Source organism: Halothiobacillus sp., assembly GCF_027346185.1.
GTDB lineage: Bacteria > Pseudomonadota > Gammaproteobacteria > Halothiobacillales > Halothiobacillaceae > Halothiobacillus.
In genome coordinates, this window is sequence record NZ_DAIESY010000093.1 from 19,378 (window position 1) to 31,689 (window position 12,312).

Here is a 12,312-nt window from a genome sequence, read left to right on the forward strand (position 1 = left end):
ACTTTACCAGCCCACCACGCCCGGCAGCCAGGTGGCGATGCTCGGGAAGATGATAATAAGTGTCAGTGCGAGTACCTGGATGCCGATGTAGGGCATGACACCTAGATAAATGTCCTGAGTCAGTATTTCTTTAGGTGCAACGCCTCTGAGATAAAACAATGACCAGCCAAACGGCGGAGTAAGGAAAGATGTCTGCAGGTTCATGGCGATCAAGATGCTTAGCCAGACAATATCGACACCCGCGTGATGGAAGAACGGCAGCATGAGTGGGAGCACGATGTACGAAATCTCGATCCAGTCCAGAAAGAATCCGAGCAGGAACAGGAGAATCATCATGAAAATCAAGGGCCCCCAAACACCACCCGGCAGGAATTCGAACAACGAGTCGATGAGTTCATCACCGCCGAGTCCCCGGAAGCTCAGGCTGAAGATTTGAGCCATAATCAGGACAAAGAAGGTCATGCCGGTAATCTTGAATGTGTCGTACACCGTGTCGCGCATGACGGTATAGGAGAGTCGACCGGACAGGCCGACGACGATAAGTGCACCCAAAGCCCCCATCGCGGCGGCTTCGGTGGGTGCCGCGACACCGCCGATGATTGAGCCCAGGACGGCAAAGATCAGCGCGAACGGAGGGAGAACGACCTTGACAAGGTCCTTGATCAGTTGCCCCATGGGCATGGCATCGCGCTCATCCTGTGGGATGGGGGGCATGGAATTCGGCTTGAGCTTGCTCATAATTACGATGTAGACAAGGTACATGCCTGCGAGCATCAGGCCCGGGATCAGTGCTGCCGCGAACAGGGAGCCAACCGAGGTGCCGGAAATATCCGACAGGATGATGAGCACCAGACTGGGTGGAATGATCTGCCCCAGGGTTCCCGCAGCGCAGATCGTGCCGCTGGCAATGCGTTTATCGTAACCGCGCCGGAGCAGGGTGGGCAGGGTGATCAGGCCAACCGTGACCACTGTGGCCGCGACGATACCGGTTGAAGCACCCATGAGTACGCCGATCAAGATAATGGCGATGGCCATGCCGCCGGATTTTTTCCCGGAAACATGGCCGATGACGTCCAGCATGCGCTCGGCCAACTGAGATTTTTCCAGCAGCACGCCCATGAAAACAAACAAAGGGATCGCCAGTAGGGTGTAGTTACTGACGATTCCGAAAATGCGGAGCGGTAACAGGTTGAACAAGTCCGACCCAAAACCGATCAGGCCAAAGACTAAGCCGCTGACAGCCAAGGCAAATGGCACAGGAATGCCAACCAGGATGAGCGCGAACAAGGAAAAAACCATGATGATTGCGAGCACTTCCATCTCCATGATTATTTCTCTGCTCCGTCATCTTGAAAAATTTGCGCAAAGGCCTGAATGGTCATGACGACACCTTGTAGTGAAACGAGGACGAATCCCAATGGAATAAACGCTTTAATGATCCATTGATAAGGCAAACCGCCTGGATCGGGCGAGCCTTCGCCAATCGCAAAAGACATTTGTACGAAATGAAGGGACATGAATGCGATGGTAAAACCGACTGGTATCACGATAAGAAGCGGGAACAGGGCATCCATCCATATTTTTACCCTGTGGCTGTAATATTGGTAGAAAATGTCCACCCGTACATGCTCACCCTGTTGCAGGGTATAGGCTGCGGCCATCATGGCGATGACAGCCAGAACATGCCATTCCAGTTCTTGTTCTGCTACCCAGCTGCGGTGAAACAGATAGCGGGCACCGACATCAAATGCCACCAGCAATACCAGGACGAGGGTGAGCCATGCGACGGACTGGCTGATTTTCTCAATGAGCCAGTCCAAGTGTTGACTCCATCGATACAGGCTCGCAGCGAAAGGGTTCGTTAAGGCTATATCTGTCCGCGCGTTGTCTGATGATGGCTTATGCTCTGTCAAGGCCTCTTCCTCCGTGTGAAACCAATCACAGATTTTGGTTTAAAACCACAGCTTCGCTGAGGTTCAACCAGACATCCACCTGTTTTTTGTAGGCGAAGTAATGGTCATTCACCTTCTTGGCCAATGGATCTTTGCTGGTTAGTGTTGCCAAGGTGTCGAAGGTCACTTCACGCAGCTTTTGGATGATTTCAGGCTTGAGTTGCATGATTTTCACGCCGTGATTGTCCACGAGATCCTTGAGTGCGGCGGTGTTGCTTGAGTTACACCAGTCAAAACTGACTTGGTTGCAGGCCATGGCCGCGTTTTCGATGACAGCCTGGAGATCTTTCGGTAGCGACTCGAACATCTTCTTGTTCATCAGGAGTTCGGAAACGTTTGAAGGCTCGTGCCAACCCGGGGTGTAATAATACTTGGCACCGTTCATCAGACCCATTTGTCGGTCCAGGTATGGGCCGACAAATTCGGCAGCATCAATAACCCCACGTTCCAGGGCAGGGAATATCTCACCGCCAGGCAGCAGTTTGACACTCACGCCAAGCTGTTCGTATACCTTGCCTGCCAGACCGGGGATGCGCATGCGCAGGCCTTTGAAGTCTTCGATGGATTCGATGGGCTTACGGAACCAGCCTGTCATCTGCATGCCCGTGTTGCCGGCAGGCAGCGCCTTCAAGCCAAACGGCTCGTACACTTCGTCCCACAGTTGCTGCCCACCGCCTTCATAAAGCCAGGCGTTGACGGCCATAACGTCCATCCCGAAGGGAACGGCGGTGAAGTACTGCGCAGCAAATGACTTGCCAGCCCAGAAGTACGAGTTACCCCAGTTCATGTCGACGGTGCCTTCGCGTACTGCATCGAAACCGGCCAGCGCCGGGATCAATTCACCCGCGGCATAAAACTTGATTTTCAGGCGGCCACCGGACATGGCTTCTACGCGTTCGCAGAAATCGGTCGCGCTACCGGGGCCGCTGCTATAGAAAGGCGAACCTGCAGGATAGGCGCAGGTCATTTTCAGTTTATAGGTTTTATTGGAATCCGCTGTCGCAATTGCGGGGGCCATTAATGCACCACCAGCCAGGACACCGGTGGTTTTCAGGAAGTCTCGACGTTTCATGCTCATGTTAGTGACTCCAGATGGTACGTTGGCGGTGTAAACAGGTTCAGTTTACAAATGTAGGGAATGCCATTTATTAAAGCAAAGGTCGTGCCAAAGGGTATTTATTATTTAACTTATTGAATTGTATTGATATAAATGGATTTTGACTCAGTAATACGTTTTTTGTGGTGCGTAGTACTGGACAAAATATCCATGAAAAATTTTCGACTATCAATCGTTTGTAAACTACAATTTCAAAATTAATTCATTTGTATGGTCGGAAGGCTGCTAGTTCGTGCGAATACAGTACTTTTGATGGGTTTGCATTGTTTTTGTATGGCGTTGCCCTGTTGTCGTGCGTAAGCACCATGACAGGTCGTTTGGAGACCTTATGAATCGCCTGGATACTGAAATTGTCAGTTTGCTTATCAAGAACGGGCGGATGTCCTTTGCTGAAATTGCGCGACGGCTGGGGGTTACGCGGGCTCATGCTCGCGATCGTGTTCATGCTCTGCAGGAAGATGGAATGATCGAGCAGTTCACCGCCGTGATCAATCCGGAGAAATTGGGAAAGACCGTCTCAACCTTCCTTGATATCAAGGTCGCGCCGCAGGGTATTGAGCGCGTAGCCCATGAGTTGGCGGATCAGCCTGAGATTGTGAGTCTCTATATCATGAGCGATATGAAGAGCCTGCATGTGCACGCCCTGACAGATACTTACGAACGGTTGCATGAATTTGTGCGAGAGCAGGTGTTCAGTCGAGAGGATATTTTGAGTGTGGATAGCCTGACACTTCTTAAACGAATCAAGAATCGCCGCGGTGGCCCTCGCCTGTGATGATTCGGCTTATCATCTGATTTGGGTTTGCCAAATCATGTGAGCCTGATATTGGGGTATACCTCATCGAACCATTTGCTTACTCTTGGCTTGCTCTCACTTGTACTGTTCGGGCTGGTGGTCTGGTTGCCGCTTGAATCCGAGCTGCTGTTTTTAAGGAAGGTCTGCACAAATGCAGACCTTCCCGATCAGGGCATTGATGCCCTGCCGCTGAATGACGAAAGTCATTGAAATGTTGAGCATAAGGCTGGCGTGTACCGGCTTTTGCGTTTTTGACCGCGGGTTTACACCCGCTTCGCATTAAGCGGGTGTAAACCCACAAAGCCATGGATGGAATCGGGCAGAGATTCTTTCAAGAAAAGTCTGTACAAACGCAGATATTCCCGTGCAGCTTCCTTAAAATAAGTATTTCAGCAGCTTTTTCCCCCGACCAATACGAATCACTTACCCGACGCAATAATTAACATGATGACTTTATATGGAATTCCCCAATGCGACACCGTGAAGAAAGCCCGTGTCTGGCTGACCGATCACGGCGTGAATTACCAGTTCCATGATTACAAGTTGGCCGGTGTGCCAGAAGACCTGCTGGATCGCTGGCTGGGTGAGTTCGGGTGGGAAACGGTGATCAACCGTCGTGGCTCGAGCTGGCGCCGTTTGCCGGAAGCTGAACGTAACGCGATGACCACAGCCACTGCACGCGCAGCCGCTTTGAGCAATCCCAGCCTAATCAAACGTCCGATTCTGGTGTCGGATCAATTCACCTTGATCGGTTTCGATCCCGAGCAATGGCAACACACCCTCACCCAAGCGACCATCAACAAGGTGCCATCATGAACGACGCGCCTCATCCCGACCCCACCATTGCCCTGGCGCAGGATCTGATCCGCCGCGCTTCGGTCACGCCGGAAGATGCGGGCTGTCAGCCGCTGTTGGCGGAGCGCCTGACGGCCGTGGGTTTTACGATCACGCCCTTGCCGTTCGGCGTGGTCGATAATCTCTGGGCCGTGCGTGGATCATCCGGCCCGTTGTTCTGTTTTGCCGGTCACACCGACGTGGTGCCGACAGGCGATACCTCGGCCTGGAGCCAGCCGCCGTTTGCCGCGAATATCGTCGATGACGTGCTGATCGGCCGCGGCAGTGCGGATATGAAAGGCTCGATCGCGGCAATGATCACGGCCATCGAGCGCTTTGTGCAGACGACGCCAGAACCGCCGTTTCGCATGGCCTTTTTGATTACCAGCGATGAAGAAGGCGTGGCCGTCGATGGCACGGTCAAGGTCATCGAGTGGTTGAGCGAACGCGACGAGCAAATCGACTGGTGTCTGGTGGGCGAGCCCTCCAGCCGCGAGCGACTGGGCGATGAATACAAGATCGGTCGTCGCGGTTCGATCACGGGTAATCTAGTCATCCACGGCAAACAGGGCCACGTCGCCTACCCGCATCTGGCCGACAACCCCGTGCACCGTGCCGCGCCATTTCTGGCCGAACTCGCGGCCATCGAATGGGATCAGGGCAACGCACACTTCCCGCCGTCTACCCTGCAAATCGCCAATATCCATGCGGGGACGGGCGCAAACAACGTGATTCCTGGTCAATTGCAGGTGCAGTTCAATCTGCGCTTCAATACCGAAAGCACCGTGGAGAAAATTCAATCCCGTATCGAAGCGTTGCTGGAAAAACACCAACTACGACATACCTTGAACTGGTCGATTTCAGGTCAACCCTTCCTCACGAAACAGGGCACGTTCGTCCATGCCGTGGAAGCGGCTGTGGCCTCTGTGACCAGCGTCAAACCGTTGCCGTCCACGGCGGGCGGCACCTCCGATGGCCGGTTCATTGCCCCGACCGGTGCCGAGGTGATCGAACTCGGCCCATTGAACGCGACGATTCATCAGATCGACGAGCAGGTGCCTACGGCGCACCTAATCGACTTGTCGCGCATTTATGAGAACCTGCTCCACCAACTGGCAGCGGCGCAGTGATTCTTACGCGCGCCGGTCACTGACTGCCATGGGCTTACTGCGTTCCACCGCGCTGATCAGCAGCATGACGATGATTTCGCGTGTGCTCGGTTTCGTGCGCGACATGCTGCTGGCGCGCGTCTTTGGTGCCAGCCCGGCCACGGATGCGTTTTTCGTGGTGTTTAAGATCCCCAATTTCCTGCGTCGCCTGTTTGCCGAAGGCGCATTCCAGCAGGCGTTCGTGCCAGTGTTGTCGGAATATCGGGAGAAGAACACCCGGGCGGAACTCAAGGATTTTATCGATCATATGTTCGGCACGCTGGCGGCGGTGTTGATCGTGGTCGTGGGCTTGGGCATCAGTGCCGCGCCGCTGGTCATTACTGTCTTTGCACCGGGCTTTTCGGATGATCCGGCGCAACGGGCGCTCGCGGCGCACATGCTCTGGATCACGTTCCCCTATCTGTTCTTCATCTCGCTGACGGCTTTTGCCGCCAGTACGCTCAATGCCTTCGGCCGATTCGGCATGCCTGCGCTGGCACCGATCTGGCTCAATATCTCGCTGATTGCCGCCACCCTCGTTGCCGCGCCCTGGTTCAAGGAACCGGTGATGGCGCTGGCCTGGGGCGTGTTCTTTGCCGGTATTCTGCAGTTGTTCTTCCTGCTGCCTTTTCTAGCTCGACTGGGCTTGTTACCGCGCCCGCGATTCGGTCGACACGTGGGGGTGCGCAAAACCATCCGCCTGATGATCCCGGCGATGTTCGGTGCCTCGATCACACAGATCAACCTGCTGGTCGATACCATCCTCGCCTCCATGCTGATGGTGGGTAGCGTGTCATGGCTGTACTACAGCGATCGGCTGGTGGAATTGCCACTGGGCGTGTTCGGCGTGGCGATTTCCACGGTGATTCTGCCCAAGCTCTCCCGCGCCTACAGCCGCACCGATCACGGTGATTTTTCCGGTACGCTCAACTGGGCGATCAAATTCACCGTGCTGCTGGGGCTGCCGATCTGCGCGGGGCTGGTGGTGCTGGCGCAACCGATGCTGGCAACCCTGTTCGAATACGGCTCGTTCAACGCGTTCGACACGCACATGGTTGCCCTGGCGATGTCCGCCTATGCGCTGGGTTTGCCCGCCTTTTTGCTGATCAAGATGTTCGCGCCGGGTTTCTATGCACGGCAAGACACCAAAACGCCGGTCAAGATCGGCATGGTCGCCGTGGCCGCCAATTTAATTTTCAAGGCGATCATTGTGTTGCCATGGATGTTCCTGTTCGGCGGTTATGCCGCCCATGCGGGCCTGGCGCTCACCACCGCGATGGCCGCCTGGCTCAATTTCGGCTTGCTGGCGTATTTCCTGAAAAAACGCGATGCCTGGAAACCCGATCCGGCCTTATGGTTATTCTTGCGCCAGGTGCTGGCCGCCACGCTCGTGATGGCGGCGGTCTTGCTCTGGCTGCGCCCCGACGCGGCGCAGTGGACGCACGCCCATGCGCTGACTCGAATCGTCTGGCTGTTTTTACTGATCGCGGGCGGCATGCTCGTGTACGCCGCCAGTGGGTGGTTGACGGGCTTGCATCCGCGTCGTGTCTGGCAGCATCTGAAAAATGCCAATTGACCGACTTTCTCCAACGGCATTACCGCTAGTTCTCATCGGTTACGGTGATATCGCCCGGCGTGTGGCCGAACGGCGTCCCGACCACCCGATCATCTCGCTCGCCCGCCATCTCGCCCCGCCGCCCGCCGGGCATCGAGCCGCATGGGCGGCACTGAATTTTGATCTGGATCGGGACGAACCACCCGCAACGTTGCCGCCAAAGGCCATCTGGCTGTATTTCGCCCCGCCGCCCAATGATGGCGTTGTCGATACCCGTGTGGCCCGATGGTTGGCGGCCATCCCGCCCGCACAACATCCGCAAGGCGTGATCTACGCCAGCACCACCGGGGTGTATGGCGATCACCATGGGGAATGGATCGACGAGCAGACACCGGCAAATCCCGCCCATGATCGAGGCCATCGCCGGCTGGACGCCGAAGCCCGCTTCGACGATTGGTGCCGTGCGCGATCCATCCCGTTGACCGTGTTGCGCATCACCGGCATCTACGCCTGTAATCGCCTGCCACTGGAGCGCATCCGCGCGGGTGTGCCGGTTGTGTGCCTGGATGAGTCACCCTGGTCCAATCGCATTCATGCCGACGATCTGGCCGATATCTGCACTCGCTTGATCGCCCGGCTGGAACAGGGCAAACCCGTTGCAGGGCTGTTCAACATCAGTGATAACAATCCTCGCCCGATGACGGAGCTGTTTCTCGCCACGGCGGCGCATTTCAAGTTGCCGCCGCCGCCGTGTCTGCCGCTGGCGGATGTGCTGGCGCAGTCCTCGCCGATGGCCCGAGAGTTCCTGAGCGAATCCAAACGGATCGACGCCAGTGCGATTCAACGCGAACTGGATTGGCGACCGCGTTACCCCAGCCTGGCGGCCGCTCTGGCCGATTGCCGGTCAGAGGACATGGCCGATGGACAGCCCCATCAGCTTGGCGCCTCGTCGCTGACGTACGGCGCTCCGCATCTTCAGCCCATTTCCTTCAATCCTTTCTGTTGTGAGTCGAGCATGACCCTGAACTTAACGCCCGTGCTGTTCGAACAGCTCGTCGATGGCCTCGTGGAACATGGTTGGTATCAATGGCCCCACGCCGTGACCGATTCGCTCTGCCAGGCCCTGCTGGATGAAGCCGAGTATCACGATACGCAAGGCCATCTGGAGCGCGCCGGTGTGGGGCGTGGGGCGATTCATCAAATCAATTCATCGATTCGCCGCGACGAGATCAAATGGCTCGACGGGCACACGGCGGCGCAGAAAGCCTATCTCGACCAGATGGCCGAGCTTCAGTTGCAACTCAATCGCAGCCTGTTTCTGGGCTTGTTCGAATACGAATGCCATTTCGCGCTCTATAAGGAAGGCGGCTTCTATAAAAAGCATCTCGACAGCTTCCGCGGGCGGGCAAGCCGGATGGTCACGACCGTACTGTATCTGAACCCGGACTGGCAGGCCGAGTGGGGCGGCGAGCTAGTGATTTACAAGGAAGATTCCGATGAAAAGTTGGCGGTGATTACGCCGCAAATGGGCAAGCTCGTCGTCTTCATGAGTGAGCAGATACCCCACGAGGTGCTCCCCACCCATAAACCCCGCGCCAGCATTGCAGGCTGGTTCCGCTGCAACGCCAGCGTGATGGGGAAAATCGATCCGGCTAAATAAATCCCCCTCATTCCCCCTTTTTCAAAGGGGGGGCGCACTCGTACAAAAAAGCGCTGACGCTCCTTTTGAAAAAAAGAGGGCTGGGGGGATTTGCCGAGTTAGACCCGATACTTGAGGGTACCTCGAAAAATCCCATGGAAGGGTTTTTCGATTCCTTAAGTCCGGCAGGCTTCTAAACTGAGAAATGCCGCAGGCCGTGCCCATCGTGCTGCAAACGTTCGAGGATCGTGCCCAGATGGTGAGCGGTGACGGGACGGATGTCATGGAAAATAAGCAATGCAGGCTGTGTATCCGGCGTGTTCAGGATGTGGCGGATCTGCTGTTCGACGGCACGCAGTCCATTGCCGGGCGTCGCATCACCCACGGTCTGCCCGCCGACGATCCGGTAGCCGAGTTCGGTCGCGGCGGCGGTCATGGTCGGGGTGTGCAGCAGGTATGGGGCACGGAACAGTCGCGGGGCGGTTGCGGCATTCCAGCCGGCTGCCTCGGCGTGTGCTTCCCAGCCTTGGATTTCTTCGCGCACAGCATCCATATGGCGGTAGGCGGGCCAGCGCGCCCAGACGTGATGCACCGTGTGATTGCCGATGATATGACCCTCGGCCAACGCGCGTGCCACCAGTTCGGGGTGGCGGCGCATGCTGCCTTTGCGCCACCACAGTTCATATGGGGCGAAATAGCGTCGCCCGGCCAGAAAGCGCTCCGGCGCATCGCCGACCATGAAAAACCCGGCGCGCAGCGGTTCGTCGTCCTCGCCGCGAAACCGGCTCAGCACATCCAGCACCGCATCGGTTTTCCCCGGCAACGGGCCATCATCAAAACTCAGCATGAACGCACGGGGCGTGGGAGCGGGTTTTTGAGGTGTCATGCCATGCCGCCATTGATGCCAATGACCTGGCCGGTGATGTACGCGGCGCGATCAGAGGCAAGAAAAGCCACGAGATCGGCGACCTCAATCGGTTTGCCCGCCCGAGCCATTGGCACGAACTGGCGAATCTGCTCCGGCGTAAATGCCGATTCGATCATGGGTGACTCGATGATGCCGGGGGCAATCGCATTGACAAGTACGCCCCGCGAGGCACATTCCTGTGCCAGTGCCTTGGTGGCGCCGATCAACCCAGCCTTGGCAGCGGCATAGTTTACCTGCCCGCGGTTGCCCATCACGCCTGCAATGGAGCTGATGTTGATGATGCGGCCCCACCGGGTGCGGATCATCGGCAGCAATAGGGGGTGGGTGACGTGATAAAACCCGTTGAGCGAAATATCGACGACGCGATGCCAACGCTCGGCGGACATGCCCGCGAGCGGCGCATCGTCGTGGATGCCCGCGTTGTTCACGAGGACCTGAATGGGGTGATCGTCGTCCATCAGTTCGGCGATGGCCCGATCGGTCGCGGCAAAGTCGGAAAGATCGAAACAGACGGCGCGCGCCGTTCCCCCCGCTGCCTGAATGCGCGCCACGACGGCTTCGGCCCGGGCGATGCCGCTGTTGGCATGCACCAGAACCTCAAGCCCTTCGGCGGCAAGGCGTTCACAAATGGCCGCACCGATGGCACCGCTACCGCCGGTGACCAGAGCGCGTTTCATGATGCATTCCTCATGCTATCGACGGCGTCCGTGATGGCAGTGACATCCAGCGTCAGCACACGTGGCGCGACGTAATCGAGCGTGACAGTGTGCGTTATGTTCGTAGCTTCGTTCCGCTCGATTGCCAGCGCAGCCAGCAGGGGCAAGGTGCGCGCGGCGGCGACACCGGTGCGCAGGGCTTCCAGTGCCGGATCGGACAGCGTATCAACGGGTGACTCGCTGGCTGCCGTGAGTGAGAGCGCGAGCTGGGCAACGCTGTGTTCGGTTCGCTCTGGCCGAAGCAGAAAACTCATGCCGAATAAGGTTGCGATCGGTTCGGCGGCATCGAGCGGCGGCGGGAAGGGGATATCGTAAATCACCAGCAGCACGGGTATCTGTTCGCTCACGACCTGAATGGCCGCCTCAAGTAAGCCGGCGCTCGCAGTCAGGTTATGCAGGGCCACCGCCGTGGTGGGTTGGCGATTGCTCTGGGCGATGGTCCAGTAGCCGGAAGCGGCGTTATGCACGGAATTGTGAAAACGCATCGGCGAAATAAGTCGGTCATCGGTGGCGAGCGCGGCGCAGATATCCGTCAGCACGTTGGTATCTCCGCTGGTGGAAGCGAACACGGCGGCGGGTTGCGCCGGATCGATCCGGGCGGCGTGCACGGCCTGTGCGGCCAGATCGACGGCGAGTTTCACCGACTTCCCCGCGCGGCGGCGTTCGGTGCCGGGCAGATCAGCAACGTTGAATGGCGGTACATCGGCGTCGAGGTCGAACGCTGCGCTGCCGTTCAGCACGGCACGGGCCTGCGACCAGTCGGCGATGCCGGGGCCGAATACGCCGATGCCGTCGAGATAAACCGGCTTGAGTGAAGAAATCGCGTCGGACGGGTGGTTCATGTGTCGAGTTGCCCCATGATCAGGCTGGCATTGTTGCCGCCAAAGCCGAATGAATTGCTCAACACGCGGCGCACCGGACGGGTTTCGTTGTCGAGCACGATGCGGCTGGTAAATTCAGGATCAATCTGCCGGGTGTGCAGGCTGCCGGGAATCAGGCCATGTTCGATGCACAGCAACCCGATTATGGCCTCGGTAATGCCGGCCGCGCCCAGCGTGTGGCCCGTCCAGCCTTTGGTGGAACTGCACGGCACATCGCTGCCGAACAGGCGGCTGACGGCTTTGTCCTCGGCGCTGTCGTTGGTGCGCGAAGCCGTGCCGTGCAGGTTGATGTAGTCGATGTCGCGGGCGGCGAGACCCGCGCGGTCGAGCGCACGCTGCATCGCCAGTTCCGCGCCCAGCCCTTCGGGATGGGGCGTGGACATGTGATGCGCGTCCACGCTTTCGCCGTAACCGAGCAAGCCTAACGCCGCTTCGGGTGCCTGTGGCCGTCGCTCCAGCAATGCGAATCCGGCGGACTCGCCAATCGAAATACCGCCACGATGAGTGTCCGCCGGGCGGCAGGGCTCGTTGGCGACGAGTTCGAGCGAGGAAAATCCATAGAGCGTCGTCAGGCACAGGCTGTCCACGCCGCCGGCGATCACGGCATCGCACAGGCCCGATTGCAGCATCCGCCAACCGCTGGCAAACACCTTGGCGCTGGAGGAGCAGGCCGTCGAAATCGAGAGCACGGGGCCGGTCAGCTCAAAATATTGGCGAACGAATTCGGGCGCGGACGATAGCTCATG

Annotated in this window: 13 protein-coding genes; 6 read left to right on the forward strand and 7 right to left on the reverse strand. The window is 57.8% G+C overall.

Annotated elements, in window-relative coordinates:
* Nucleotides 1-3 precede the first annotated feature (3 nt).
* The 3 genes from M7R55_RS07005 to dctP form a co-directional block, all read right to left on the reverse strand.
* Nucleotides 4-1,320 (reverse strand): TRAP transporter large permease subunit, encoded by a 1,317-nt coding sequence (locus tag M7R55_RS07005; RefSeq protein WP_366881164.1) that lies wholly within the window; start codon nt 1,318-1,320, stop codon nt 4-6.
* An 8-nt stretch (nt 1,321-1,328) separates the two neighbouring features.
* Nucleotides 1,329-1,820: a TRAP transporter small permease subunit gene (locus tag M7R55_RS07010; protein ID WP_298219706.1), complete on the reverse strand. Its 492-nt coding sequence runs from the start codon at nt 1,818-1,820 to the stop codon at nt 1,329-1,331.
* 118 nt (nt 1,821-1,938) lie between these two features.
* Entirely contained in the window at nt 1,939-3,030 is a 1,092-nt protein-coding gene (gene dctP / locus M7R55_RS07015) for a TRAP transporter substrate-binding protein DctP (RefSeq protein ID WP_298219707.1), read from the reverse strand.
* A 367-nt stretch (nt 3,031-3,397) separates the two neighbouring features.
* On the opposite strand from dctP, the gene M7R55_RS07020 reads away from it, so the two are divergent.
* The 6 genes from M7R55_RS07020 (at nt 3,398) to M7R55_RS07045 (ending at nt 9,062) form a co-directional block, all read left to right on the forward strand.
* Nucleotides 3,398-3,844: an Lrp/AsnC family transcriptional regulator gene (locus tag M7R55_RS07020; protein ID WP_298219708.1), complete on the forward strand. Its 447-nt coding sequence runs from the start codon at nt 3,398-3,400 to the stop codon at nt 3,842-3,844.
* 51 nt (nt 3,845-3,895) lie between these two features.
* On the forward strand, nt 3,896-4,075 hold the full coding sequence (locus tag M7R55_RS07025) for a hypothetical protein (protein WP_298219709.1): 180 nt from the start codon (nt 3,896-3,898) through the stop codon (nt 4,073-4,075).
* A gap of 234 nt (nt 4,076-4,309) precedes the next feature.
* Nucleotides 4,310-4,681 (forward strand): ArsC family reductase, encoded by a 372-nt coding sequence (locus tag M7R55_RS07030; protein WP_298219710.1) that lies wholly within the window; start codon nt 4,310-4,312, stop codon nt 4,679-4,681.
* Complete coding sequence (dapE, locus tag M7R55_RS07035) at nt 4,678-5,829, forward strand: succinyl-diaminopimelate desuccinylase (protein WP_298219711.1); 1,152 nt, start codon at nt 4,678-4,680, stop codon at nt 5,827-5,829. The genes M7R55_RS07030 and dapE overlap by 4 nt, the downstream gene beginning before the upstream one ends.
* Before the next feature lie 28 nt (nt 5,830-5,857).
* The gene (gene murJ, locus M7R55_RS07040) at nt 5,858-7,423 is read left to right on the forward strand and encodes a murein biosynthesis integral membrane protein MurJ (protein WP_298219716.1); all 1,566 of its coding nucleotides are present in this window, start codon (nt 5,858-5,860) and stop codon (nt 7,421-7,423) included.
* Entirely contained in the window at nt 7,413-9,062 is a 1,650-nt protein-coding gene (locus tag M7R55_RS07045; protein ID WP_298219712.1) for a 2OG-Fe(II) oxygenase, read from the forward strand. Before murJ ends, M7R55_RS07045 begins: the two co-directional genes overlap by 11 nt.
* A 172-nt stretch (nt 9,063-9,234) precedes the next feature.
* On the opposite strand, the gene M7R55_RS07050 is transcribed toward M7R55_RS07045, so the two are convergent.
* The 4 genes from M7R55_RS07050 to M7R55_RS07065 form a co-directional block, all read right to left on the reverse strand.
* Entirely contained in the window at nt 9,235-9,927 is a 693-nt protein-coding gene (locus M7R55_RS07050; RefSeq protein WP_298219713.1) for a polysaccharide deacetylase family protein, read from the reverse strand.
* Entirely contained in the window at nt 9,924-10,649 is a 726-nt protein-coding gene (gene fabG / locus M7R55_RS07055; protein WP_298219717.1) for a 3-oxoacyl-ACP reductase FabG, read from the reverse strand. Before fabG ends, M7R55_RS07050 begins: the two co-directional genes overlap by 4 nt.
* Nucleotides 10,643-11,527, reverse strand: a complete 885-nt coding sequence (locus tag M7R55_RS07060) for a beta-ketoacyl synthase chain length factor (RefSeq protein WP_298219714.1) — start codon at nt 11,525-11,527, stop codon at nt 10,643-10,645. Before M7R55_RS07060 ends, fabG begins: the two co-directional genes overlap by 7 nt.
* On the reverse strand, nt 11,524-12,312 hold a 789-nt coding region (locus M7R55_RS07065), incomplete at its 5' end, for a beta-ketoacyl-ACP synthase (RefSeq protein ID WP_298219715.1). The genes M7R55_RS07060 and M7R55_RS07065, both read right to left, overlap by 4 nt.